Genomic DNA, 23,323 nt, shown 5'->3' with positions numbered 1-23,323 from the left:
CGCGGGGAGCGTAATTTACGATGGTGAGACTGTCGTAAATTACGCTCCCCGCGCGGCTCTGACCCCAATTCTTTTATTGCTGCGGGAATTCGTTACATAAGGATACATCTGACACATTATCAGCATAGCGTTCGGCATCTGAACCTTTGATAATTACATTAACCAACAAACAAAAATTCTCCTGGAGGTAATAATGGATAACCCGAAACCGAATAATCGCATTCATCCGCTGGTTGCCGGCGCGGCTGTGGCAGTGATGCTGGCCAGCCTGGTGGGCGTGGCCGCCATGACCGGCTTGTTCCCTAGCTCACAAGGTTCGAATCCGGCGCAACTCGCTGCTATGTCGACAGCGCCTGCGGACTACAACAATCAACAGCAACAGAACGGCCAACCGATGCCAAATGGCGCACCGGCTGCCAACCAGAACGGCTACTATCAGCAACAGCCGCAGCAGCAACCAACGCAACAGCAACTGCAGCAGGCGCAGGATCCAAGGCAAGCGCCACGTCCTCAGTATGCCGCTGCCCCGCGTCAGCAAGAACAAGCGCCTCAACAACCAGCCATCTGCCGCAGCTGCGGCCGGGTTGAATCGATCCAGGCAATCCAGCATGCAGCGCCGCCTAGTGGCGTAGGTATTGCGGCAGGTGCGCTGCTGGGTGGTGTCCTGGGCCATCAGGTCGGCCATGGCAACGGTAATACCCTGGCGACTGTCGCCGGCGCCGTTGGTGGTGGTTTTGCGGGTAATGAAGTGGAAAAACGCACTCGCACCAACACTACCTATCAAGTCATGGTGCGGATGGAAGACGGCAAGGTTCGCAGCTTCCCGCAATCCAGCCAGGGATGGCGTGTCGGTGATCCGGTCCGCGTAGTTAACGGCCATCTGGAAGGACGCGGCTAAACCGCATCAGCCTGATTCAAGCTGAAAACGAAAAACCCGCTGTCGCTACGATTGTAGCGACAGCGGGTTTTTCTTTGTGCGGCGTTTCTGTTTCTTTTGTTTAGCGGGCTTCTTCTATCCAGGCCGCTTGTATCGCCTCCAGGATCTTCTCGCCGGAACGATTAGGCTCGTCCTCGAAGCCGTCCAGTTCAAGCACCCATTTGTGCAGATCGGTAAAGCGGATCTTCTCTGGATCGATATCTGGAAATTTGTCGTACAAGGCTTCTGCAACGCGCAATGTATCGGTCCATTTCATGTGCTGGTCCTCTCTGTATAGTTACGCTTGGTAGCGCTTAGTGCACTTAGCGACACTTAGTGACGCTTAATGATTCTCGCTGGCGTGGTTGATCGTGTACTTCGGAATCTCGACCACCAGGTCTTCCTTGCCGACGATGGCCTGGCATGACAGGCGCGAAGTCGCTTCCAGGCCCCAGGCCATGTCCAGCAAATCTTCTTCTTTATCGTCCAGCTCGTTCAGCGATGCGTAACCTTCGCGCACCACTACATGGCAAGTGGTGCAGGCACAGGATTTCTCGCATGCGTGCTCGATCTCGATATCGTGCGTCAGCAAGGCATCGCAAACGGATTGGCCGCTTGGGGCGTCGATCACGACGCCTTCCGGGCAGAAAGTAGGATGGGGCAATACGACGATTTGGGGCACTTGGTTTACCTCGGGAATAGGTTGAGTCTTTATGAATTTATATGGTTTCTACGACACTTGGTCCAGTGTCTTGCCGGTCAGCGCATCATGCACGCTGCGGTCCATGCGACGGGCGGCGAAATCTTCGGTACCGTGCGCCAATGCGTCGACCGCGGCCTTGATGGCCACATGATCCGTGCCCTGCGCCTGCACGCGGACGGCATCGATCAAACCGGCTATGTCGACCCGTTCCTGCTCGGACAGCAAGGCAGCGTCGGCATGCAAAGCCGATTCGGTGGCCAGCACGATACGCTCTGCCTCCACCTGCTCTTCTCGCAAGGCACGCGCTTGCATGTCGACATCAGCCGAGGCAAACGACTCCTGCAGCATCCTGGCAATGTCATCATCCGCCAATCCGTAAGACGGCTTGACGCTGATCGATGCTTCCACGCCGGAACGCAATTCGCGCGCCGAGACCGACAGCAATCCATCGGCGTCGACCTGATAAGTCACCCGGATTCTTGCCGCGCCGGCCGCCATCGGCGGAATGCCGCGCAACTCGAATTTCGCCAGCGAACGGCAATCGCTGACCAGCTCGCGCTCGCCTTGCAGAACCTGGATCGCCATCGCGGTCTGGCCATCCTTGAAGGTGGTGAACTCTTGTGCACGGGCGCAAGGGATGGTCGAATTGCGTGGAATAACCTTCTCCACCAGGCCGCCCATGGTTTCGATACCTAACGACAACGGGATCACATCCAGCAGCAGCCAGTCATCGCCGGGAGCGCGGTTACCTGCCAGCAGATTGGCCTGGATCGCAGCGCCCAGCGCCACCACTTTGTCAGGATCGATATTCGCCAGCGGCGTGGTTTGGAAATAAGCGCCGACCGCCTTGCGAATGCTCGGCATGCGGGTAGCGCCGCCGACCAGCACCACGCCGTCCACATCATCCACAGTCAATTCAGCATCACGCAGTGCTTTGCGCGTCGGCGTCAATGTCTTGGCGACCAGATGCTGGGTAATCTCGTCAAAAATCTCCGACGTCAGCAGCAAATGCACTTGCTCACCGGAACCCAGGGCAGCATCGATCGTCACTTCGGTTTTGGTGGAGAGCAGTTCCTTCGCTTCGCGCGCCTTGACCATCAGCACCCGCGCATCTTCATCGGACAACGGCGCCAGCCCTGCTTCCTGGCTGATCCAGCAAATTACCCTGTGATCGAAATCGTCGCCGCCCAGTGCCGAATCGCCACCGGTTGCCAGCACTTCGAACACACCCTTGGTCAGTTTCAAGATCGATATATCGAAGGTGCCGCCGCCCAGGTCATACACCACATACACGCCTTCCGAGGCGTTATCCAGGCCGTAGGCAATCGCCGCAGCGGTAGGTTCGTTCAGCAGACGCAGCACATTGAGGCCGGCCAGTTTGGCGGCATCCTTGGTGGCCTGGCGTTGCGCATCGTCGAAATAAGCCGGCACTGTAATCACCGCACCGACCAGATCGTCACCCAGCACATCTTCAGCTTGCTGGCGCAGCGTGGCCAGGATTTCGGCTGAGATTTCAACCGGGCTCTTGACCCCGGCAGCTGTCTTCAATTGCACCATGCCCGGCACATCGAGGAAATCGTAAGGCAGGTTTTCTGCGTAGGCGATATCTTTCAGGCCGCGTCCCATGAAACGCTTGACCGACAGGATGGTGTTCTTCGGATCGGTGGTCTGCGCAGCCTGCGCCTTGTAGCCGATATGTGCATTGCCGTTCGGCAGATAGCGCACGATGGATGGCAACAAAGGCCGCCCTGCTTCATCATTGAGCACTTCCGGAATGCTGTTGCGCACCGTAGCGACCAATGAATTGGTGGTGCCCAGATCGATCCCTACCGCCAGCCGATGCTGATGCGGCGCGGTGGACATGCCTGGTTCGGAAATTTGTAAAAGTGCCATAGGGTGACTTGCTTTTCGTTTATTGCTTTATTGGGGCAGAGCGATGCGAATACCGAGTCCGATAAATGCACAGCCCGCCAAGCGGTTCATGGTAGTGGCGGCCGATTTCTTGCGTTGGAAAAATGCTCCGACCATGCCGGAAAAAAGGGCCACCAGACTGAAAATTGCCAATGCCTGCGCGATGAATACTGCTGCCAGCAACAACATCTGCGCCGGAATATGACCGGCGCTTGCATTCACGAACTGTGGCAGGAATGCGATAAAGAACAAGGTCACTTTCGGATTCAGCATGTTGGCGATCACGCTTTGCCAATAGATGCGCGACAGCTTCATCGTCTCGGCATTGCCCTCGGCATTGCCTTGCAAATGGATCGCCGAGTGGGAACGCAAAGTACGCACGCCGATGTAGATCAGATAACCGGCGCCGGCATAGCGCAACAATGAATACGCCAGCGGCGATGCCTTGATCAGCGCGGTGAATCCCAGCACTGCCAGCATCGTATGAAAAATCAAACCCGAGCTGAAACCCAGTGCGGAGACCAGGCCGGCTTTGCGGCCCTGCGTTATCCCGCGCGTCAGCACGTAGATATTGTCCGGCCCGGGGGCCAGAGTCAACGTTATTGCGGCAATCAAGAATAACCAGACTTCAGGCATGCTCGTACTCGGTTAATAAGGTGTAAATAACAATGTGCAAACTTACGACTCAAGAACGGCAAACGCATTGCCGATCTCTTCCCCGAATTTGTCCAGGAACATCAGCTGCCGCACGTATTGCGCAGCCTGCTGGAAATCGTGTGCATCCAGCAAAGTGCCGATGCGCTGCAAATCGGCCTTGCGGGCTGCGCGCAGTTCGCTGTCCAACTGTTCCAGTGCCGGCACGCTCTTTGCAGCGCGCGCATCGTCCAGCGTTTCGCGCCATTCCATCTGCTGCATCAGGAACGCCGCCGGCATCGCCGTATTCGACTCGGCCTGCAATTCGACGCCATTCAGTTCGCACAAATAAGCGGCGCGCTTGAACGGGCTCTTGAGTGTCTGATAGGCCTCGTTGGCGCGGGTTGTCCATTGCATCGCCACGCGCTTTTCAGCACTGCTGGCGCTGGCGAAACGGTCCGGATGCGTCTGATTCTGCACCTCATGATAGGCACGCTCCAACGCCGACGAATCAAGCGTAAAGCTTTGCGGCAGGTGGAATAGTTCGAAATGATTTTGCATGAGTCTCAAAACAAAAGCCTGTTGGAGTGCAACAGGCTTGGGTCATCCATCTAATCCAACGTGATGCAGGGTCAACCGGACCGTCTGAAATCCAGTGTCAGATCCGGAAACTCTCGCCGCAACCGCACTCATCCTTGACGTTCGGGTTGTAGAACTTGAAACCTTCGTTCAAACCCTCACGCGCAAAATCAAGCTCGGTGCCATCGATATAAGGCAAGCTCTTGGGATCGACGAACACCTGGATCCCGTGCGATTCGAACACTGCATCTTCGTCAGTCTTCTCGTCCACGTATTCCAGCTTGTAAGCCAGCCCCGAGCAACCCGTCGTGCGCACGCCGAAGCGCAGGCCGATGCCCTTGCCGCGCCGCTCGATGTAGCGGTTGATATGCTTCGCCGCTTTTTCAGTAAGTGTGATTGCCATATGCCGTCGATCTCTCTTTGCCAGATTAGCTAGATTAGCCTTTAAGCTGCCTGCTTCTGTTCGCCGTGCTTGGCTTTGTAATCTTCAACCGCAGCCTTGATCGCATCTTCAGCCAGGATAGAGCAGTGAATCTTGACCGGCGGCAGCGCCAGTTCTTCGGCGATCTGGGTGTTCTTGATCGACATCGCTTGATCCAGCGTCTTGCCCTTGACCCATTCGGTCACCAGCGACGACGAAGCAATCGCCGAACCGCAACCGTAGGTCTTGAACTTGGCGTCCTGGATAACGCCGTCGGCGCCGACCTTGATCTGCAACTTCATGACGTCGCCGCATGCAGGCGCGCCGACCATGCCGGTACCCACGGTTTCGTCGCCCTTTTCAAAAGCGCCGACGTTGCGTGGATTTTCGTAGTGGTCCAAAACTTTTGCTGAATAAGACATTTTGCTACTCCTTATTTGATGCCGCGGCGGTGAGTGTTACCAAAATTCACCAAACCGCAACGAAATTCTCTTAGTGTGCCGCCCATTTGATGGCGCTGATATCAATCCCATCCTTGTACATATCCCACAGCGGCGACAACTCACGCAGTTTGGCCACTTTGCTCTTGATCAGGTTGATCGTGAAGTCGATGTCTTCTTCGGTGGTGAAGCGGCCGATAGTGAAGCGGATCGAGCTATGCGCCAGCTCGTCGTTGCGGCCCAGCGCGCGCAACACATACGAAGGCTCCAGGCTGGCCGAAGTACATGCCGAACCGGACGATACCGCAATATCCTTGATCGCCATGATCAGCGATTCGCCTTCAACATAGTTGAAGCTGACGTTGAGGTTATGCGGCACGCGGTGCTCCATGTCACCGTTGATATACACTTCTTCCATGCTTTTCAGGCCGTTCGCCAGACGATCGCGCAGTGCCTTGATACGGATGCCTTCAGCTTCCATTTCTTCGCGCGCGATTTCGAAAGCTGCACCCATGCCGACGATCTGGTGGGTCGGCAAAGTACCTGAACGCAAGCCGCGCTCATGACCGCCGCCATGCATCTGGGCTTCCAGACGGACGCGCGGTTTGCGACGCACATACAGAGCGCCGACGCCTTTAGGGCCATAGGTCTTGTGGGCCGTGAAAGTCATCAGGTCGACCTTCCATTTTTCCAGGTCGATTTCCACCTTGCCGGTAGCTTGCGCAGCGTCGCAATGGAAAATGATGCCCTTTTGCCGGCACAGTTCGCCGATTTCCGGGATCGGCTGGATCACGCCGATTTCATTATTGACCAGCATCACGGAGATCAGGATGGTGTCAGGACGGATCGCTGCTTCCAGCTGTTCCAGCGTGATCAGGCCATTGTCTTGCGGTTGCAGGTAAGTCGCTTCAAAGCCCTGCCGCTCCAGCTCGCGCACCACGTCCAGCACAGCTTTGTGCTCGGTCTTGACCGTGATGATGTGCTTGCCCTTGGTTTTGTAGAAATTGGCTGCGCCCTTGATTGCCAGGTTGTTGCCTTCAGTGGCGCCGGAAGTCCAGATGATCTCGCGTGAATCGGCGTTGACCAGCCTGGCGACCTGCTCGCGTGCATCTTCGACAGCTTTTTCAGCAGACCAGCCATACATATGGCTGCGCGAAGCCGGATTGCCGAACTGCTCGCGCAGATACGGAATCATCTTGTCGGCAACACGCGGATCGATCGGCGTGGTGGCCGAATAATCCATGTAAATCGGGAAGTGAGGTGCCTTCAACGTGTCTATCAGGCTTTTTTCCAAGGGTGCGTTCATACTTTTTCTAGCTCCAATCAAGCAACCAGGTGGGACCGATGCATCACCACCACATTTTGTTCCAGGGTCTTCTTCTGCTGCGCATGTTGCTGGTCTACCAAATCCTTCAGCGACACCGAATCCAGGTATTCGACCATTTTTGCATTCAAGGTCGACCACAGGTCATGCGTCATGCAACGGCCGCCGCCCTCATGGTCCGGGCTGTGGCAGTTTTCCTTGCCGCCGCACTGGGTCGCATCCAGCGGTTCGTCGACCGCGATAATGATGTCTGCCACTGTGACGTCTTCAGCCTTGCGCGCCAGGTTGTATCCGCCGCCTGGCCCGCGCACGGATTCAACAATCTGGTGACGACGCAATTTACCGAACAATTGTTCCAGATATGACAGGGAAATCTCTTGACGCTCGCTAATTGCGGACAAAGTAACTGGACCTTTGCCCTGCCGCAATGCCAAATCGATCATCGCAGTTACCGCAAACCGGCCTTTTGTAGTCAGACGCATGTAATCTCCGCTCTCAAACCTATCCTATCCGCGTATCCTTTTTTCGGGATTACGTAGTGTTACGCCAGTATACCAAACTTGAGTGAATCCGTCAGGTATTACCCAATTCCCGGAATCCCGCGCCAGACGGGGCTTTGCCGGCAATTGTCATTTATACAAACACAACAAACAAGGGCATTATCCGGACTGTCGCCAAGGCAGGAAAATTGCCTTATATACACAAACTCCTATAACAAGAACAGCACGAAAATGGTGTTAACAACAAAAAATTTATTCTAAATTGGTACGCCTATAAAGCCGCGCTTAAACCTATAATGTCGACCCTCCGCACAGTCCTCTTTTGAGCAGCACTCAGTATGGCCATCCGCAAATCCAAGACACCGCAATCACCGACGCAGAGAGCTGACCAGAAACGCGTCGACATCCTGAAATCCGCAGGGAAGTGCTTCCGCAAGACCGGTTTTCACCAGACTTCAATGCAGGAAATCTGCACCGAGGTAGGCCTGGGGCCAGGTGCTGTGTACCGCTACTTCACCAGCAAGGATGCGATCATTGCCGCGATGGCGGAGGACGAACGGCGTCAGGCACGCACTTTATTGTCAGAATTTCACGACACCGACGACCTGCCGCAAGCCTTGTCAGCCATCACCCGCGCCTTCGCCCAGCGTTACGCCGCCATCAGCGATGCTGGTCTGATGACAGAAATCTACGCCGAAGGCTTGCGCAACAAGCGCGTCGGCGCGGTGATCAAGAAAGCTGAGACAGAATGGGTGGACGGCCTGGCAGACATGCTGCGCACCGCCCAGGAACGCGGCCAGATCGACCAGGCCCTGGATGCGCATGCGGCAGCGTTGCTGCTGACCGCCATGTGGGATGGCATCGTGATCCGGCAAGCCTACACGCCGGAATTGCCGGAAGCGATGCTGGCGCTGTTTGACGACATGCTCAAGCGCTGGCTGGCGACCGCCACCCCGGCCGCGCCAACCGCCAACGTCGCCGCCAGCAGCAAACGCGCCAAACCCGCGCCAGCGCCAAAAGCTGCAGCGCCTGCCGCCGAGCCGGAACTGGATCTCAGTCCGGCGCCGGCAGCCGACAAACCGCTGACACAGGCGGAAATCGATTTACGGCAAATGAGCTTGATCTAAATCTAAAACCAAGCGTCTTGCGATCAACCTGCGCGCCGCAATAACTGCATCGGCCCGAACAAGGCCTGCATGCCGGCGTTACCGATAAAACTGAGATTGTAAGGATGCTCGGCCACCGCTTTCGGGAAGCGCGCGGTCACCGGATAAGCATTCAACTGCTCGGCAATTTTCCCCCACAACACCAGCGTCGGCAGACTCTCGCCACGCTTGTCCGCAGCATCGGCCAACCCTTGCAATACTGCTTGCATGAACGGTTGCCAGGCCTTGGCATCTTTCACCGGCGGCACATCCGGACGAAACACCAGCGAAGCGTTTAACAACAAGAAGCCCTGCCCCACCATATTGGCCTGCAAATCAGCCAGCAACCGGATCGCCGGCGAGCCGCTCGTTTGCGCCCGCTGCGCTACATCCAGCATGGCGTCGCCGGCAGTGCTTTCAATCGCCAGCTGACCATCGGCCACCAGCAACATCTTCATGAAATTGCGCAAGGAGGTGGCGCGATTGACTTGTTTCGACAAACCCTTCTCCGACCACAAGGAACCGACAGCGCCATCCATGAAGCACACACCGGTAGCGCTTGCAGCACGCGGATAAGGCCCCTCGCCTACCAGCACATAGCGCACCGCATCCAGCGGTTGGGTGAAGGCGGCAAACATGCGGCCTTCAGTTGGTAAATAATCGACCACGGCCAGATCTTGCAAATAGGCCGGATTAGCCTGCGCTACAGCGCGCAAGCCATCCTCCAGAATAGTCAGCCAGGAAGCATGCACGCCGTCTAAAGCAGCACGAATTGAAACAGGAAGAAAATCAGTCATAAGCCATAAGAAAAACACAGGTTAAAAATAGCGCTCCGCTTTGTCATTGGCGACCCCGACTAGGCGTTCCCAGCTAGGCGTCCTCGTCTAGGCGACCCCAACTAGGCGACCCCAACTAGGCGTCCCCAACTAGGCGTCCCCGTCATTCCCGCGCACGCGGGAAACCATTTTTCAGCAGCTAACATGGGTCCCCGTGTACGCGGGGACGACGCATCGCAAGCCTTGCCCGGACAACTAGGCAACTTACCTAAAAGCGCTGCAACTACAAAACAATATTGTCGGCCCCGGGCGCACCGAACAATTGCGTCTTCAACACATGCAACTGGTCGCGCACCTGCGCGGCTTTTTCGAACTCCAGGTTCTTGGCATGATCAATCATCAGCTTCTCCAGGCGCTTGATTTCCTTGCTCACCTGTTTCTCGCTCATCGCCTCATACTTGGCCTGATCCTGCGCCGCATGCAGCTCTTCGCGCGCTTCTTGCGGGCTGTAGACGCCGTCAATCAATTCCTTGATCTGCTTGCTGATGCCTACCGGCGTAATGCCGTTCGCCGTATTGAAAGCAATCTGCTTGTTGCGGCGGCGCTCGGTTTCGTCGATCGCACGGCGCATGGAGTCGGTCATCCGGTCCGCATACAGTATCGCGGTACCGTTCAGATTACGCGCGGCGCGGCCTATGGTCTGGATCAGGCTGCGCTCGGAACGCAGGAAGCCTTCCTTGTCCGCATCCAGGATCGCCACCAGCGACACTTCAGGAATATCCAAGCCTTCGCGCAGCAGGTTAATCCCGACCAATACGTCGAAGGTGCCCAGACGCAGATCACGGATAATTTCAACCCGCTCGACAGTCTCGATATCGCTGTGCAGATAGCGCACCTTGATGCCGTTATCGCTGAGGAATTCGGTCAGCTGCTCGGCCATGCGCTTGGTCAGCGTCGTCACCAGCACACGCTCGTTTTTCTTGATGCGGGCATTGGCTTCAGTCATCAAGTCATCGACCTGGCTCAAGGCCGGCCGCACCTCGATGGCAGGATCGATCAAGCCGGTCGGCCGCACCACCTGCTCCACCACCTGGCCGGTGTGCTGTTTTTCATAATCGGCCGGCGTCGCCGATACGAAAACCGTCTGCCGCATCTTGCCTTCGAATTCATCGAAACGCAGCGGCCGGTTATCCAGCGCCGACGGCAGGCGGAAACCATAATCCACCAGATTGGTTTTACGCGCGCGGTCGCCGTTATACATGCCGTTAAGCTGGCCGATCAGCACATGCGATTCATCCAGGAACATCAGCGCATCCGGCGGCAGGTAATCAACCAAAGTCGGCGGCGGCTCGCCCGGCAAGGCACCACTCAAATGACGTGAATAGTTTTCGATGCCTTTGGTGAAACCGATTTCCTGCATCATTTCCAGATCGAAACGGGTGCGTTGCTCTATGCGTTGCTCTTCGATTAATTTATTTTCCTTACGGAAAAACTCGAGCCGATCGCGCAACTCATCCTTGATGGTTTCTATAGCGCGCAGCACGGTGGCGCGCGGCGTCACATAGTGCGAGCCCGGATATACGGTAAAACGCGGAATCTTTTGCCGCACGCGGCCGGTCAGAGGATCGAATAATTGCAGGCTGTCGATTTCATCGTCGAACATCTCGATGCGCACCGCCAACTCCGCATGCTCAGCCGGAAACACGTCGATCGTATCCCCGCGTACGCGGAAAGTGCCGCGGCCGAAATCGATTTCATTGCGGCTATATTGCATCTGGATCAAGCGTGCGATCACGTCGCGCTGGCTGACCTTGTCCTTGGCGCGCAAGGTCAGGATCATCTGATGGTATTCGTTAGGATTACCGATACCGTAAATCGCCGACACCGTTGCCACAATAACCACATCGCGCCGCTCCATCAGCGATTTGGTGCATGACAGGCGCATCTGCTCTATATGTTCATTGATCGACGAATCTTTCTCAATGAACAAGTCGCGCTGCGGCACATAGGCTTCCGGCTGGTAATAATCGTAGTAACTAACGAAATATTCCACCGCGTTATGCGGAAAAAACTCGCGAAACTCGCTATACAGCTGGGCCGCCAGCGTCTTGTTCGGCGCAAAAACGATAGCCGGCCGCCCCATGCGGGCGATCACGTTAGCCATCGTATACGTCTTGCCGGAGCCGGTAACGCCCAGCAACGTCTGGTAAAACAAGCCGTCTTCCACCCCTTCCACCAGCTTGGCGATCGCCGTCGGCTGGTCGCCAGCGGGCAGGAACGGCTGGAACAATTTGTACGGCGAATTGGGAAAAGTGACGATTTTAGACTCGTCAACGCTACTGGAAACCTGTGATATGTCAGCCATGGGCCTCGACCTTTGGTAGAATAAGCGGTAGTAAATCCGCGCCGATCAGCGAAGTATTCGTGACCCGGCACAGCATTCAACCCGGCTACAAGATTCAATCTAAGATTCAATCTGCAGCCAACTTTTTATGTTATCACGATGAACGCACCTCTTTCAGCCTCCCTCTTCACCGCCATCGAAATGGCGCCACGCGATCCTATCCTCGGCATCACCGAAGGTTTCAATGCGGATCAAAATCCAGGCAAGACCAACCTCGGCGTCGGCGTCTACTACGACGACAACGGCAAGGTGCCGCTGCTGGAATGTGTGCAAAAGGCTGAAGCGCTGCTGATTGAAAAACTGTCGCCGCGCACCTACCTGCCGATCGAAGGCCTGGCGGCTTACGACAAGGCTGTGCAAGAACTGGTATTTGGGGCCGACAGCGCGGTAGTTCAAGAGAAACGTGCGATCACCGTGCAAGCCATCGGCGGCACCGGCGCATTGAAACTGGGCGCCGATTTCCTCAAGCGCTTCGCCGCAGCCGACGCGCAAGTCTGGATCAGCGATCCAAGCTGGGAAAACCACCGCGCACTGTTTGAATCGGCCGGCTTCACCGTCAACAACTATCCTTACTACGATCCAGCCACCCGCGGCGTCAACTTCAGCGGCATGCTGAACGCGCTCAAGACCATGGCCAGCGGCTCGGTCGTCGTATTGCACGCCTGCTGCCACAACCCGACCGGCGCCGATCTGACCGATGCCGAGTGGACCCAAGTCATCGAAGTAGTGACCCAGCGCGGCCTGATTCCATTCCTCGACATGGCCTACCAAGGTTTTGGCGACGGCATCGAAGCCGACGGCCAGGTAGTACGCCGCTTCGCCGAAGCCGGCGGCCCGCTGTTCGTATCGAACTCGTTCTCCAAATCGTTCTCGCTGTACGGCGAACGCGTTGGCGCACTGAGCATCGTCGCTGCCAGCAAAGAAGAAGCCGGCCGCGTGCTGTCGCAATTGAAGCGCGTTGTGCGCACCAACTACTCCAACCCGCCAATCCACGGCGGCCAGGTAGTCGCCACCGCCCTGTCGTCGCCAGAGCTGCGCAAACTGTGGGAAGAAGAACTGGCCGGCATGCGCGTACGAATCCGCGAAATGCGCCATCTGCTGGTGAAGAAACTGAAAGAACAAGCACCAGGCCACGACTTCGATTTCGTCACCAAGCAACGCGGCATGTTCTCCTACTCCGGCCTGACCAAAGCCCAGGTTGATCGCCTGCGCGATGAGTTCTCGATCTACGCGGTAGACACCGGCCGCATCTGCGTGGCAGCACTCAATACAAAAAATATTGATAATGTTGTCGCCGCAATCGCAAAAGTCCTGTAATATTCGGCTCCCGGAGAAGTTGTAGCGACTGCTCCGGGGATGTAGAAAAGTTTAGAAAAAGCTTTGACAACTCAGCGAATTCAAGACTATAATTCTGCTTCTTTCAATTCCCTGATAGCTCAGTTGGTAGAGCGACGGACTGTTAATCCGCAGGTCCCTGGTTCGAGTCCAGGTCGGGGAGCCAGAACATTAGTAGTAGAGAATCAAGCACTTACGAGAAATCGAAGTGCTTTTTTTTCGTCTATTTATTCCCGACGAGATTCAAAAACTGGCCTTTGCCGGAAATCTGCCGGAATGAAAAAATCCAGACCAAGCGCTTTATCAACGATTGGAGAAACTGGAATGGCATACATTAAAGAACGTGGTGCATATTGGCAGGCTGAAGTTCGCCGCAAGGGATACAAGCCCACATATCGCACCTTCGACACGCAGAAGCAGGCTCAACAATGGGCGCGCCGTATTGAAGCGGAAATGGACTCTGGCCTACCCATCCCTTCGCTCATCAGCTTGTCGCCATAGTGTGCCTTGAGCGTAGCAATAGCGGCATCTCCGAGCGGCTGTATTTCTGGCTGGAGATTCCGATACGTGTCAATAATGTGCTTGAATTGTGCCTCGGATAGATTGGTGATTGCGTTCGGGATTTTCTCGTAAGAAGTGGTCCGGTTCATCGGGTTGTACGGATCCGAGTCCATCAGTTTTGAGATGCCGGTTGGATCATCCAGCGTCCTTGCTTCCAGTTGATGCATAGCCCGAGCGTTCTTATAGATGTTGCTCTCTGGCCCCGCACTGTTGAACACGTCATTGTCGATCGCGCCCTTCAGTTTGCCAACCAGGCCGGTATTTTCAGGCGACCATTGGCTATTCAGGTAGCGATGTCGCAGACGCTGGCGAACGGCATACCCGGCGCCCGATTAGAAGTATTGAAGGACGCTTCGCATCTGAGCTACATCGAGCAGCCGCAGGCCTTTAGCCAGGTGGTACGTAGCTTCATCGGGAATCTGTAAACAACTGCGGCGGCACCCTCAATCTGGCGCCGCCGCAGGTAAACTTATGCGCCCTGATCACGCACCGAGGCGTCACACCCGTTCAATGACGATGGCAATCCCCTGCCCCACGCCGATGCACATGGTGCACAGCGCATAGCGGCCGCCGGTGCGGTGCAGTTGATACATCGCGGTAGTCACCAGCCGCGCACCGCTCATGCCCAGCGGGTGGCCCAGCGCAATCGCGCCGCCCAACGGATTGACACGCGGGTCATCGTCGCGCAGGCCCAACTCACGCAGTACGGCCAGTCCTTGCGAAGCAAAGGCTTCGTTCAGTTCGATGATGTCCATCTGCGCCAAAGTCATGCCCAGCTGGCGCATCAGTTTCTTTGTGGCCGGCGCCGGGCCGATGCCCATCAGGCGTGGAGCCACGCCCGCCGTCGCCATGCCGACGATGCGCGCGCGAGGCGTCAGGCCGTGGCGCGCCGCTGCTTCGGCGCTGGCAATCAGCAACGCGCAGGCGCCGTCGTTGACACCGGAGGCATTGCCGGCCGTCACACTGCCATCAACGCGTACCACACCTTTCAGCCTGGCAAGCGCTTCAGCCGTGGTCTCGCGCGGATGTTCATCCTGCGCGAAGACGATGGGCTCTCCCTTTTTCTGCGCCAGCGACACCGGCACAATCTCGTCGCTGAACAGACCGTCGCGTTGAGCGCGCGCTGTCTTTTGCTGGCTAGCCAAGGCAAACTTGTCCTGGTCGGCACGGCTTATCTTGTATTCGTCAGCCACGTTTTCGGCTGTCTCCGGCATCGCGTCGACGCCGTACAGTTGTTTCATCACCTTGTTTGGAAAGCGCCAGCCGATGGTCGTGTCGTAGATGGCGGCACTGCGCGAAAACGCCGCGTCTGCCTTGCCCATGACAAAAGGCGCTCGTGTCATCGATTCGACGCCACCGGCGATCATCAAGCTGGCGTCGCCGGACTGGATCGCCCGCGCCGCCGTGCCAACCGCATCCATGCCGGAACCGCACAGACGGTTGACAGTGGAGCCGGGAACTTCCTGTGGCAGACCGGCCAGCAGCGCCGACATGCGGGCCACGTTGCGGTTGTCTTCACCGGCCTGGTTGGCGCAACCGTAGATCACATCATCGACTTCTTTCCAGTCAACGCCGGCATTGCGACGCATCAGTTCACGCAGCGGCGCCGCGCCGAGGTCGTCGGCGCGCATATCCTTCAGCGATCCGCCGTAGCGGCCGATGGGCGTGCGGATCGCATCGCAGATGAATGCTTCTTTCACTTCTTTCATATTGTCCTCGCTCATTTCGCCGGCGGCAGCAAAGTTGCTGCGGTCGCGGCCTGCAATTCTTCAAAGGTTAGCCCGGGCGCCATTTCCAGTACCGTGAGTCCGGCCGGCGTGACGTCCAATACGGCCAGGTCGGTGTAGATACGGTTGACGCAGGCCACGCCGGTCAGCGGATAACTGCAGTGCTCGACGATCTTGCTTTCGCCGGCCTTGGTCTGGTGATCCATCATCACAAACACTTGCTTGGCCCCGATAGCCAGATCCATCGCGCCACCGACTGCCGGAATCGCATCCGGCGCGCCGGTGTGCCAGTTGGCCAGGTCGCCGTTGGCGGCCACCTGGAAGGCGCCTAATACACAGATATCCAGATGGCCGCCGCGCATCATTGCGAACGAATCGCCATGGTGGAAATAGGCGCCACCGACCAGCAGCGTCACCGGCTGCTTGCCAGCGTTGATCAAGTCCTCGTCCTCCTCGCCAGGCGCCGGGGCGGGGCCCATGCCGAGCAAGCCGTTCTCGCTGTGCAGGAATACTTCGCGCTCGGGCGGCAGGTAGTTGGCGACCTTGGTCGGCAAGCCGATGCCGAGGTTAACGTAGGCTCCTTCTGGAATATCCTGCGCCACACGAGCGGCGATTTGGTCGCGGGTGTATCGATTCTGGTTCGGGTTCGGGTTCGGGTTCGTCATAGGGCCTCCTGTACCACGCGTTGGACAAAGATACCGGGCGTAACTATCGCTTCCGGATCGAGCTCACCCAGCGCCACCACTTTCTGCACCTGGGCCACCGTAATTTTGGCCGCCATCGCCATGATGGGACCGAAATTACGCGCGGTCTTGCGGTACACGAGATTGCCCCAGCGGTCGCCGTGAAGCGCCTTGATCAACGCAAAGTCGGCGTGGATCGGCGACTCCAGCACATACATGCGGCCATTGATCTCGCGCGTTTCCTTGCCGGCGGCCAGCAGCGTGCCGTAGCCGGTCGGCGTAAAAAAGCCGCCGATGCCGGCGCCGGCGGCACGGATGCGTTCGACCAGGTTGCCCTGCGGGGTCAGTTCCAGCTCGATCTTGCCGGCGCGGTATAGCGCGTCGAAATGTTGGGAATCGGCCTGGCGTGGAAAGGAACAGATGATCTTGCGCACCCGCCCTGCCGCCAGCAGTGCCGCCAGGCCGGTATCGCCGTTGCCGGCGTTGTTATTGACGATGGTGAGCTCACGCGCGCCTTGCACAATCAGTGCGTCGATCAGCGCCGCCGGCATGCCGGCGTTGCCAAAGCCACCGATCATGACTGTCGCGCCGTCATGAATATCGGCCACGGCGCGCTCGATTGATTCAAATGTTTTGTCGATCATATTCCACCTCGGTGATGCGCACGGCCGCTGACTTGCTGTCGTACGCTGCCGGCTGCCTTAGCCAAACATACAATTGTGTGCGATAATCGAACAAATGATTGATTACCGAACGCTTAGTGTATCTAGCATTGACCGCCGAGGTCAAGAAAAAACATCTTTCGAACCCAACGCCTGCATTAAAATCACGCCATGTCCAAGACCACTACCGCCAAAGCCGGCCTTGCCGCCGAAACAACAGAGAAACACGCAGAGAAGCAAGGGGAGAAGCACGCAGAGGACCACGCAGAACAGCGCGACCCCAGCATCGCCGAACAGATCGACGCGCTGGCAGACCCCAGTTTCATGACATCGCTGGCACGCGGCCTCGCCGTGGTACAGGCCTTCAGCGATTCGCGTAAGCCGCAAACCATCGCCAACATCAGCCAGAAAACCGGCATCCCGCGTGCTGCCGTGCGACGTTGCCTGCATACACTGCGAGAGTTGGGTTATGTGGACGCGGAGCTGAATAATTTCTCGCTGCGGCCCAAGATACTGACTTTAGGCTACTCTTATTTGTCGTCGACGCCGCTGACCGTATCGGCCCAACCTTGTCTGAACAACATCAGCCGTACACTGAATGAATCGAGCTCGCTGGCGGTGATGGACGATGACGAAATACTGTACGTAGCCCGCGCCGCCACCTCGCGCGTGATGTCGGTTGCGCTGAACACTGGCAGCCGCCTGCCCGCCTACTGCACCTCCCTGGGACGCGTGATGCTGGCGCACATGCCGCCAGCCCAGCTTGACGCGTACCTTGCCCGTACCAAACTGCGGCCGATGACCGAGAACACGGTAACCAGTGTCAAGCGGCTACGTGCGATCCTGGCAGACGTGCACCAGGCTGGTTACGCTATCAATGATGAGGAACTGGAACTTGGTTTGCGCTCCATAGCGGTGCCGGTGCGCGGTGCATCGGGCACGGTCCTGGCGGCGTTGAACGTGGGCGCGCAGGCAGCGCGTGTCAGCGTCAGTCAACTGGAGCAGGAATTCCTACCCGTACTGTTACGCGGCGCCCAAGAGTTGTCCGTCCTGCTGCGTTGAGCGGCAACGCAAACTGTAAGGCGCCCAGGCAAGTCAGAAACAGCTGGACGCATCATTCCGTACCTGCTAAGGCTTATCCCGCAAATGCTCGCCACGCCGGTCACCCACTGTCGCCCGGATACTTTTCGCGTGGTAGTCCATCAGAAGAATCTTGAGATCCGACGGCAATGACGGATCGTTGTACAGACTATGCAATAGCTGTGACTGCACGAACATGGTTTGCCGTTTGATGATTTCACAATCGTTGTGGCTGACGCCATGATTCATGTTGGCGACAAGCTCCAGAACATCGCGTTTGAGACGGTAAAAAAGTGAGCTGGCGAGGATGCTTTCAGCAGTAGTGGAGGGTTCTTTTCCAGCTGTCCCGGTTGCTGCCGACTGGGCGGACTGGCTCTCAGAATATTTTAAAAGCATCGTTTCCCCTGAATCCAAAAACAACGAGAATTGGTCTGCATCTCGGACTGTCGCCGATTTCGCCGCCAACTCAAATGCACTTTCTACCCGACTGGATTAACGGGAGAACTTCACTCGAATTGCATAGCGGCAACTATAAGAGGTATCGTCAATTAGTACATCACAATAATTGCCTTTAATCTAACATACTCCTTGATCGAATTACATAGCAAAACCCTAAATTGAGACGCTGGGTATAGCATTGGTCCATGAAAGCCCGAAATGTGTCGTTCCAGCATCGGCGTGCCCCCTTCATACCACTGTCGCAGGGAGTCTCTTAGACGGTCCCCGGAATCAGGCGCACCAGCATGCGGTCGACCACCCCCGCATACAATGCGCGTTCCGTCTCCACTGCATCACGCTGTGAATGCAGGTCTACGGCCAGTTTGAGATTTACCGATCGCAAACAATGGCGAACCACCGTCGACATTCATTCCAGGCAGCACCGCCTGTGCAGTACTGACCAGCGGCGTGTTGCAACGTACCGACACTTCGCCGGCCACGTTTGCGCCGCCGAGCGTGGTACTGAAGCTGGCGCCGTATAGTTTGATACCTTCGCCATAGGCGAGCGAGTATTCGCCGATTTGTCCGTTCGCCAGGTTGACCACGTTCGGGTTGATGATGCTGCCGTTCGGCGCGACACCCGGGTGCAGATATCCAATAGCCACGGGAAGAGACTGCAGCAATACAATGGATTCATGGCGACATGCAGCAGCGTCAGGTGCTGTTGCAAGCACTGTTACAAGCGTCGCTAAACGCCGTAGCCGCCATCAACTGAAATGATTTGCCCGGTGGTGTACAGCGCACGGTTGGAAGCCAGGAACACCGCTGCATTTGCGACTTCCTGCGGCTTTCCCCAGCGTTTGACGCACAGGTTCTTTTGCACCGCTTGCGCCCATTTTTCGTCGAAAGTACCGTCCTCCCACAGGCGCAGGAAAATGCCAGCCTCAATTACACCGATCGCCACACTGTTGGCGCGGATGCCGAAGCGCCCTTCTTCCTTTGCGATACCCTTGATCAGCGATTCGATCGCAGCTTTCGGCGCGACCGACAGCACATCGCCTTCCGGCCATCGATGCAAGCCGGCCGAACTGATATGCACATAGGAACCGCCGCCCTGCGCTTTGAGGTGCGGCAAGCTGGCGTGTACGATATTGAAGAAACCGTTCAGGTCTGCATCAATCACTTTTTTCCAGTCGCCAGGTGTCAGATCGCGAATCAGCGGCTGCGAAATATCGGATCCGGCAGCGATCACCACCGTGTGGATGCGCTGCTGCGCCGCGATACTGGCAATCAGCGCCTGCACAGCCGCTTCATCGCCGATCGCCAGCTGATGTGCCTCCGCACGCCGGCCCAGCGCCTGCACCTGCGCTACCACCTGTTGTGCGCGCTGCGCATTGCGATGGTAGGTCAGAATCACATCGCTGCCACTATCGGCAAAGCGATGGCAGATTGCCTCGCCATTGCCGCCGCTACCGCCGATCACCAGCGCGACGCCTCCGGGAAATTCCTGGCTTTCTTCCATGTTTATCTCCGCTTATATAGTTGTTATTGACGAAGATGCTACGTAGAGGCTTTGTTAAATGCATCGTCTCTTTGGAGGTTGCCGGATGGAATCCGCCATGCGGCTTGACATGGATAATAGGTGAAATGAATCAAATGACTCAAACCAAAAGCAGCGGTTTAAAGTGTCGATGCATATATTTATGCCCCGCCCGTCATTGAGTCTTCGTCAGGACGACGTGGGCCGCATGCTGGGTCGGAACATATTCGGTCGGCAAGCCGATGCCGCTAAGAAGGCGCGCACCCGGAGCTTGGACGTGGCTGCAGGAATACTTTCAACCGGCGCCGGCGGCCCGAGGCGTTGAGGGATGATCCAAATCAACCTCATTGGTCGAATCGACAAAGTTCTTGAGCGCGGCATCCATTTCAAATCTCAATTTTTCGATTACCGCAGGGTCCCGTTGTTCGCGGGATATTTCGATAAGATATTTATTTTTTGCGAGATCGTGCAAACGGCTGGCTTCGGTGATTTTCAGCTCGGGACTATCCATGGCAATTGCTCCAGACAGGGTCAGCTAGAAAGCTATCCTAGCACTGTCCGCGGCTGGTCTCAAACGTATCGCACGGTTTGGTTAGTTATCCGGATGCACAAGCCAAACTTCAGGCTATCGCATTAAATCTTTGGTAGCGACATTTGCCATGCGGAATATTTCGTGAAGAATCCACATGAATCCGCCATACGGCGAGGACGCGCGCTCATTGAGTTCAACAATGATCGGACCGGGGGAATACGAAAAATCCGCTGCCAAACTTATGGCAGCATTTATTTAAGACGGCCTTTATTCAAGACCACATTCATGCCGGATTTTAAAATCCGTGATTCCACGCGTGATTAGCTCTTTTTACTGCCGGAAATACGCGGTAACCACCTTTCCGGTAGTAACGATATAAATGTAAAAACGTTCTCATGTCAGCACTCTTGTCATAAAAAATTGCGATTCAATCGCATTATTCATTACTGAATCCCTGCTATTTCGCATTTTCCACAAGCCATATGACATAAGGATGACAAACGCAAAGCAGCCAACGCCATCTGCCTCTTGTTGTAAAAACACATCAACCCGGCGCTGGCATTGGCGTTTGACGGCGGATAGAACGGCAACCAGGCTCTATCCGCTGCGGTGGTTCAATTGCCATTCAACTCCCGGCTACTTGCCGATTTGCCTGCTGACGCCGTTTTCCTGTTGATTCAATACCGCTTGTTCCGATTTGGTGATGTGGCCGCCGTTTTGTTTGGCCATATCGCGTTCTTCCTGGCGGATTGCATGATCGTCTTTGTGCAAGGTCTTGGCTTGGGCCTTGCTTATTTCGCCTTCTTTGACCTCATTGTGAATACGCTTATTCTGGTTATTCAGGCGATTGTTGACTTGTTCACGGCGTGGATGATTCTTTTGCCACGTTGTGTCAGCCATTGCACTGCCGGCAGCGCTGGCAAAGACAGCGACCAGTGCGGTGAGAATGACTGCTTTTCCTGAGCGATTGAGCTTGATCATGTTGTATCCCCTTTTTCTCTGTGTGGTGTTTCGAATGCCGAATTGGCTGGTGCTGCCCTTGATTAACGCCAGCTGGCATCGCCGCGCCTACGATATAAAATGTTTTTGTCGTAACCAGTTGTAACCACACAATCCGCGCGGTTACTTGCCATGATTATGTGCCGTGCTTAATCGTCGTGACCACGGCGGTCGCCATGATCATGGTCGCGATGTTCGCGGCGCGCTCATCAGCGTCGCGCCTGCGATCAATCCTGCTGCTACGGTTAGAATTTTTTTCATTTCGATTCTCCAAAAGCAGAAGAGGCAGGACGAGCCTGCCTCTTTGAATCCACATCGAATTGATTAATTACTTAGGTGCAGCTTCTTTCGCATCTTCCTTGGCTTCTGCGGCGCTTGCTTTGGCCTTGGCTTTGGTCTTTACAGCTTTGTGATGCGCCTTCGCCTTGGTTGCCGTGGCATCGGCTTTGGCATCTGCTACTTTTGCATTCGCGGTTGTGTCGGCTTTTTGTTCTTTCGCATCGGCTTTGGCATCAACTTTCGTTTCTTTTGCGTCAGCCTTTACTGCAGGCGCAGTCACTGCGGCAGGAGCCGCGGCGGCTGGTGCCGCTGGGGCAGCTGTAGCAGCAAAAACAGAAGTAGCGAACAAACCGGCGATCAGAGTAGCGAGTAATTTATTCATTTTTACACCTTTACGTTATCTAGATTTCCTCAAGAGATTCCTGAGGCCTTGTGCTATAAACGCGTGGTGCAAGGAAGCTGTTGACCACCCTTACATTCCATTACAATTGGGCAGGTGGATGTTTATCTATCAAGAAAAGCGCATCCGGTGCACTCCGGCGCATACACAATAAAGACAGGATAAAAAAATGAGTGAATCGACCGAATTCGAATATGTCGGATTTTGGCTAAGAGTCTGGGCCACCTTGATTGACACTGTGCTGATGATGATCGTGATTTTCCCGATCTTGTTCGCCATTTATGGAAGGGAAGAATTGGCGTCCGGCGTGACACTTAGCGGGTCGGCGAATATTTTAGTTTCTTACATATTGCCGGTAATCGTTGTCATCGTATTTTGGAACGCAAGACAAGCGACACCTGGAAAAATGGCGATAGGCGCCACCATCGTCGATGCAAAGACCGGCGGGAAGCCAAGCCTCCAGCAAAATCTGATCCGGTATGCAGGCTACTTCGTTTCCACAATTCCCTTTTGTCTTGGCCTAATCTGGGTGGGAATCGATAAACGCAAGCAAGGATGGCATGACAAACTTGCCGGAACCGTTGTGGTGCGACGGAAAAACAGAGGCACGGAACCCGTCAAATTCGGGGAGTAGCATTCATGCCGTTAAATTGCCGGCAAACTGCTTTTTGGCAGCAACTAAACTGCGGAACAGAATCAGTTCACTGCGACTAACGGTACTCGGGAACGGGAACGCAGCCGCTCTACCCCATTCCTCGGCCGCCATCTTTGGCAGTTGCGATCTCGAACAAATCGAATGCATCCTCGTAGAGGAAGGATTTCTTTACAGGCTGGCGGTACTCTGAAGAGCTTGCATAAGCCAAGACTTTCTGTTCGCAATCATGCTTGGTTCTGGCAATGATCGCGTCGGTCTTGTCGCCCTCTATATTTTCGGCAATCCAGTAAGTCATTTTCATCTTTTCCCCTGCTTCGAATCGAATTGTCCCTGTTTTTTTACAGCAGTCTCGCAAGACCGGCGCCATATCCCGATACGAAACCGCCATTGGGTCTTACAGTGACATATTTTCCGCGATTTGTCTTTTAACTTCATCACGGAGAGTAGTGATGGAAGTAAAGTCATGCGGCGGGAGAATTCAAAGCGAAAAAAAAAAGAATCTTCCCGGTTGAGAAGACTCCTCTTATTTTGATTTCTTACTGAAGACCTCAAGCTGTAGTGGTCTAATTTGCCCGGACACCTCGATAGGTGGACAATCCACCATCCGAGGAGATTTGCATGACAAGGCAACGCCGCAATTTCGACCCCAGCTTTAAGCTTGAGGTCGTCAAAATGATCAA

Annotated in this window: 28 protein-coding genes and 1 tRNA gene; 7 read left to right on the top strand and 22 right to left on the bottom strand. The window is 55.8% G+C overall.

Translation table 11 applies throughout. From position 1 onward, the window contains the following. Positions 1-193: 193 nt before the first annotated feature. Positions 194-898: an outer membrane lipoprotein gene (locus tag KHU29_RS21470; RefSeq protein ID WP_211455365.1), complete on the top strand. Its 705-nt coding sequence runs from the start codon at positions 194-196 to the stop codon at positions 896-898. A 100-nt stretch (positions 899-998) separates the two neighbouring features. On the opposite strand, the gene iscX is transcribed toward KHU29_RS21470, so the two are convergent. The 9 genes from iscX to iscR all read right to left on the bottom strand — a co-directional run bounded on the left by iscX (position 999) and on the right by iscR (position 7,409). Beyond that, positions 999-1,193 carry a Fe-S cluster assembly protein IscX gene (gene iscX / locus KHU29_RS21465; RefSeq protein ID WP_211455364.1) on the bottom strand — a complete coding sequence of 65 codons (195 nt, stop codon included), beginning with the start codon at positions 1,191-1,193 and terminating at the stop codon, positions 999-1,001. A 66-nt stretch (positions 1,194-1,259) separates the two neighbouring features. Beyond that, complete coding sequence (fdx, locus tag KHU29_RS21460) at positions 1,260-1,598, bottom strand: ISC system 2Fe-2S type ferredoxin (RefSeq protein WP_211455363.1); 339 nt, start codon at positions 1,596-1,598, stop codon at positions 1,260-1,262. Positions 1,599-1,646: 48 nt separating this feature from the next. Beyond that, positions 1,647-3,512, bottom strand: coding sequence for a Fe-S protein assembly chaperone HscA (gene hscA / locus KHU29_RS21455; RefSeq protein ID WP_211455362.1), 1,866 nt, complete (start codon positions 3,510-3,512; stop codon positions 1,647-1,649). A 27-nt stretch (positions 3,513-3,539) separates the two neighbouring features. Continuing rightward, positions 3,540-4,166: a LysE family translocator gene (locus KHU29_RS21450; RefSeq protein ID WP_211455361.1), complete on the bottom strand. Its 627-nt coding sequence runs from the start codon at positions 4,164-4,166 to the stop codon at positions 3,540-3,542. A gap of 42 nt (positions 4,167-4,208) precedes the next feature. Beyond that, positions 4,209-4,724, bottom strand: a complete 516-nt coding sequence (hscB, locus tag KHU29_RS21445; RefSeq protein ID WP_211455360.1) for a Fe-S protein assembly co-chaperone HscB — start codon at positions 4,722-4,724, stop codon at positions 4,209-4,211. A 97-nt stretch (positions 4,725-4,821) separates the two neighbouring features. Beyond that, entirely contained in the window at positions 4,822-5,145 is a 324-nt protein-coding gene (iscA, locus tag KHU29_RS21440; protein WP_014007106.1) for an iron-sulfur cluster assembly protein IscA, read from the bottom strand. Positions 5,146-5,186: 41 nt separating this feature from the next. Further along, positions 5,187-5,585: a Fe-S cluster assembly scaffold IscU gene (gene iscU / locus KHU29_RS21435; protein ID WP_038486996.1), complete on the bottom strand. Its 399-nt coding sequence runs from the start codon at positions 5,583-5,585 to the stop codon at positions 5,187-5,189. Between the two features lie 70 nt (positions 5,586-5,655). Continuing rightward, positions 5,656-6,909, bottom strand: coding sequence for an IscS subfamily cysteine desulfurase (locus KHU29_RS21430; protein WP_211455359.1), 1,254 nt, complete (start codon positions 6,907-6,909; stop codon positions 5,656-5,658). A 17-nt stretch (positions 6,910-6,926) separates the two neighbouring features. Then, positions 6,927-7,409: a Fe-S cluster assembly transcriptional regulator IscR gene (gene iscR, locus KHU29_RS21425; protein ID WP_211455358.1), complete on the bottom strand. Its 483-nt coding sequence runs from the start codon at positions 7,407-7,409 to the stop codon at positions 6,927-6,929. Positions 7,410-7,765: 356 nt separating this feature from the next. Here iscR and KHU29_RS21420 point away from each other — a divergent pair, with 356 nt between their 5' ends. After that, on the top strand, positions 7,766-8,554 hold the full coding sequence (locus tag KHU29_RS21420; protein ID WP_211455357.1) for a TetR/AcrR family transcriptional regulator: 789 nt from the start codon (positions 7,766-7,768) through the stop codon (positions 8,552-8,554). Positions 8,555-8,577: 23 nt separating this feature from the next. On the opposite strand, the gene KHU29_RS21415 is transcribed toward KHU29_RS21420, so the two are convergent. After that, a complete protein-coding gene (locus KHU29_RS21415) occupies positions 8,578-9,369 on the bottom strand; it encodes a uracil-DNA glycosylase family protein (protein WP_211455356.1) in 792 nt (263 codons plus the stop codon). 262 nt (positions 9,370-9,631) lie between these two features. Continuing rightward, on the bottom strand, positions 9,632-11,713 hold the full coding sequence (gene uvrB / locus KHU29_RS21410; RefSeq protein ID WP_246542414.1) for an excinuclease ABC subunit UvrB: 2,082 nt from the start codon (positions 11,711-11,713) through the stop codon (positions 9,632-9,634). Between the two features lie 138 nt (positions 11,714-11,851). Between uvrB and KHU29_RS21405 the strand changes: the two genes are divergently transcribed. Further along, positions 11,852-13,069, top strand: coding sequence for an amino acid aminotransferase (locus KHU29_RS21405; RefSeq protein ID WP_211455355.1), 1,218 nt, complete (start codon positions 11,852-11,854; stop codon positions 13,067-13,069). 108 nt (positions 13,070-13,177) lie between these two features. Continuing rightward, positions 13,178-13,253: transfer RNA gene (locus KHU29_RS21400), tRNA-Asn, on the top strand. A gap of 256 nt (positions 13,254-13,509) precedes the next feature. On the opposite strand, the gene KHU29_RS21395 is transcribed toward KHU29_RS21400, so the two are convergent. After that, positions 13,510-13,815 (bottom strand): hypothetical protein, encoded by a 306-nt coding sequence (locus tag KHU29_RS21395; RefSeq protein ID WP_211455354.1) that lies wholly within the window; start codon positions 13,813-13,815, stop codon positions 13,510-13,512. 108 nt (positions 13,816-13,923) lie between these two features. Here KHU29_RS21395 and KHU29_RS21390 point away from each other — a divergent pair, with 108 nt between their 5' ends. After that, positions 13,924-14,073, top strand: coding sequence for an alpha/beta fold hydrolase (locus tag KHU29_RS21390; protein ID WP_211455353.1), 150 nt, complete (start codon positions 13,924-13,926; stop codon positions 14,071-14,073). Between the two features lie 72 nt (positions 14,074-14,145). Here KHU29_RS21390 and pcaF read toward each other — a convergent pair whose 3' ends face one another. The 3 genes from pcaF to KHU29_RS21375 are packed head-to-tail and all read right to left on the bottom strand — an operon-like array spanning position 14,146 to position 16,702. Next, positions 14,146-15,348, bottom strand: coding sequence for a 3-oxoadipyl-CoA thiolase (gene pcaF, locus KHU29_RS21385; protein WP_211455366.1), 1,203 nt, complete (start codon positions 15,346-15,348; stop codon positions 14,146-14,148). 20 nt (positions 15,349-15,368) lie between these two features. Beyond that, complete coding sequence (locus KHU29_RS21380; RefSeq protein WP_211455352.1) at positions 15,369-16,040, bottom strand: CoA transferase subunit B; 672 nt, start codon at positions 16,038-16,040, stop codon at positions 15,369-15,371. Next, complete coding sequence (locus KHU29_RS21375) at positions 16,037-16,702, bottom strand: 3-oxoacid CoA-transferase subunit A (RefSeq protein WP_211455351.1); 666 nt, start codon at positions 16,700-16,702, stop codon at positions 16,037-16,039. Before KHU29_RS21375 ends, KHU29_RS21380 begins: the two co-directional genes overlap by 4 nt. 342 nt (positions 16,703-17,044) lie before the next feature. Between KHU29_RS21375 and KHU29_RS21370 the strand changes: the two genes are divergently transcribed. Further along, positions 17,045-17,782 carry an IclR family transcriptional regulator domain-containing protein gene (locus KHU29_RS21370; RefSeq protein ID WP_246542415.1) on the top strand — a complete coding sequence of 246 codons (738 nt, stop codon included), beginning with the start codon at positions 17,045-17,047 and terminating at the stop codon, positions 17,780-17,782. Between the two features lie 66 nt (positions 17,783-17,848). On the opposite strand, the gene KHU29_RS21365 is transcribed toward KHU29_RS21370, so the two are convergent. From KHU29_RS21365 to KHU29_RS21340, 6 genes are all read right to left on the bottom strand, one after another. Continuing rightward, the gene (locus KHU29_RS21365) at positions 17,849-18,196 is read right to left on the bottom strand and encodes a hypothetical protein (protein ID WP_211455349.1); all 348 of its coding nucleotides are present in this window, start codon (positions 18,194-18,196) and stop codon (positions 17,849-17,851) included. Positions 18,197-18,591: 395 nt separating this feature from the next. Continuing rightward, positions 18,592-18,903, bottom strand: coding sequence for a DUF1302 family protein (locus KHU29_RS21360; RefSeq protein ID WP_343216089.1), 312 nt, complete (start codon positions 18,901-18,903; stop codon positions 18,592-18,594). 83 nt (positions 18,904-18,986) lie between these two features. Continuing rightward, positions 18,987-19,760 carry an SDR family NAD(P)-dependent oxidoreductase gene (locus KHU29_RS21355; protein WP_211455347.1) on the bottom strand — a complete coding sequence of 258 codons (774 nt, stop codon included), beginning with the start codon at positions 19,758-19,760 and terminating at the stop codon, positions 18,987-18,989. A gap of 313 nt (positions 19,761-20,073) precedes the next feature. Continuing rightward, positions 20,074-20,289: a hypothetical protein gene (locus tag KHU29_RS21350; RefSeq protein WP_211455346.1), complete on the bottom strand. Its 216-nt coding sequence runs from the start codon at positions 20,287-20,289 to the stop codon at positions 20,074-20,076. A 657-nt stretch (positions 20,290-20,946) separates the two neighbouring features. Then, the gene (locus KHU29_RS21345) at positions 20,947-21,291 is read right to left on the bottom strand and encodes a hypothetical protein (RefSeq protein ID WP_211455345.1); all 345 of its coding nucleotides are present in this window, start codon (positions 21,289-21,291) and stop codon (positions 20,947-20,949) included. Between the two features lie 346 nt (positions 21,292-21,637). Further along, positions 21,638-21,970 (bottom strand): hypothetical protein, encoded by a 333-nt coding sequence (locus KHU29_RS21340; protein WP_211455344.1) that lies wholly within the window; start codon positions 21,968-21,970, stop codon positions 21,638-21,640. Between the two features lie 187 nt (positions 21,971-22,157). Here KHU29_RS21340 and KHU29_RS21335 point away from each other — a divergent pair, with 187 nt between their 5' ends. Further along, positions 22,158-22,622, top strand: coding sequence for an RDD family protein (locus KHU29_RS21335; protein ID WP_211455343.1), 465 nt, complete (start codon positions 22,158-22,160; stop codon positions 22,620-22,622). A 109-nt stretch (positions 22,623-22,731) separates the two neighbouring features. Here the strand turns inward: KHU29_RS21335 and KHU29_RS21330 are convergent, their stop codons facing one another. Continuing rightward, positions 22,732-22,944 carry a hypothetical protein gene (locus tag KHU29_RS21330; RefSeq protein ID WP_211455342.1) on the bottom strand — a complete coding sequence of 71 codons (213 nt, stop codon included), beginning with the start codon at positions 22,942-22,944 and terminating at the stop codon, positions 22,732-22,734. Between the last annotated feature and the right edge of the window lie 379 nt (positions 22,945-23,323).

Origin of the sequence: Collimonas antrihumi (genome assembly GCF_018304965.1) — a bacterium.
In the GTDB taxonomy this organism is placed as follows: domain Bacteria; phylum Pseudomonadota; class Gammaproteobacteria; order Burkholderiales; family Burkholderiaceae_D; genus Collimonas; species Collimonas antrihumi.
Note: the sequence above shows the minus strand (reverse complement) of the source record. Positions and strands in the feature narration are given on the sequence as shown.

Coding starts and splice junctions, on each gene's coding strand:
- iscA (WP_014007106.1), bottom strand. CDS start 5,145: ATGGCAATCACACTTACTGAAAAAGCGGCGAAGCATATCAACCGCTAC.
- KHU29_RS21350 (WP_211455346.1), bottom strand. CDS start 20,289: ATGGATAGTCCCGAGCTGAAAATCACCGAAGCCAGCCGTTTGCACGAT.
- KHU29_RS21375 (WP_211455351.1), bottom strand. CDS start 16,702: ATGATCGACAAAACATTTGAATCAATCGAGCGCGCCGTGGCCGATATT.
- KHU29_RS21395 (WP_211455354.1), bottom strand. CDS start 13,815: ATGCATCAACTGGAAGCAAGGACGCTGGATGATCCAACCGGCATCTCA.
- KHU29_RS21370 (WP_246542415.1), top strand. CDS start 17,045: ATGACATCGCTGGCACGCGGCCTCGCCGTGGTACAGGCCTTCAGCGAT.
- iscX (WP_211455364.1), bottom strand. CDS start 1,193: ATGAAATGGACCGATACATTGCGCGTTGCAGAAGCCTTGTACGACAAA.
- iscR (WP_211455358.1), bottom strand. CDS start 7,409: ATGCGTCTGACTACAAAAGGCCGGTTTGCGGTAACTGCGATGATCGAT.
- KHU29_RS21365 (WP_211455349.1), bottom strand. CDS start 18,196: ATGCTTTTAAAATATTCTGAGAGCCAGTCCGCCCAGTCGGCAGCAACC.
- KHU29_RS21330 (WP_211455342.1), bottom strand. CDS start 22,944: ATGAAAATGACTTACTGGATTGCCGAAAATATAGAGGGCGACAAGACC.
- KHU29_RS21470 (WP_211455365.1), top strand. CDS start 194: ATGGATAACCCGAAACCGAATAATCGCATTCATCCGCTGGTTGCCGGC.
- KHU29_RS21420 (WP_211455357.1), top strand. CDS start 7,766: ATGGCCATCCGCAAATCCAAGACACCGCAATCACCGACGCAGAGAGCT.
- KHU29_RS21340 (WP_211455344.1), bottom strand. CDS start 21,970: ATGAATAAATTACTCGCTACTCTGATCGCCGGTTTGTTCGCTACTTCT.
- hscA (WP_211455362.1), bottom strand. CDS start 3,512: ATGGCACTTTTACAAATTTCCGAACCAGGCATGTCCACCGCGCCGCAT.
- KHU29_RS21450 (WP_211455361.1), bottom strand. CDS start 4,166: ATGCCTGAAGTCTGGTTATTCTTGATTGCCGCAATAACGTTGACTCTG.
- KHU29_RS21335 (WP_211455343.1), top strand. CDS start 22,158: ATGAGTGAATCGACCGAATTCGAATATGTCGGATTTTGGCTAAGAGTC.
- iscU (WP_038486996.1), bottom strand. CDS start 5,585: ATGTCTTATTCAGCAAAAGTTTTGGACCACTACGAAAATCCACGCAAC.
- KHU29_RS21380 (WP_211455352.1), bottom strand. CDS start 16,040: ATGACGAACCCGAACCCGAACCCGAACCAGAATCGATACACCCGCGAC.
- uvrB (WP_246542414.1), bottom strand. CDS start 11,713: ATGGCTGACATATCACAGGTTTCCAGTAGCGTTGACGAGTCTAAAATC.
- KHU29_RS21355 (WP_211455347.1), bottom strand. CDS start 19,760: ATGGAAGAAAGCCAGGAATTTCCCGGAGGCGTCGCGCTGGTGATCGGC.
- KHU29_RS21405 (WP_211455355.1), top strand. CDS start 11,852: ATGAACGCACCTCTTTCAGCCTCCCTCTTCACCGCCATCGAAATGGCG.
- hscB (WP_211455360.1), bottom strand. CDS start 4,724: ATGCAAAATCATTTCGAACTATTCCACCTGCCGCAAAGCTTTACGCTT.
- KHU29_RS21415 (WP_211455356.1), bottom strand. CDS start 9,369: ATGACTGATTTTCTTCCTGTTTCAATTCGTGCTGCTTTAGACGGCGTG.
- KHU29_RS21430 (WP_211455359.1), bottom strand. CDS start 6,909: ATGAACGCACCCTTGGAAAAAAGCCTGATAGACACGTTGAAGGCACCT.
- KHU29_RS21345 (WP_211455345.1), bottom strand. CDS start 21,291: ATGATCAAGCTCAATCGCTCAGGAAAAGCAGTCATTCTCACCGCACTG.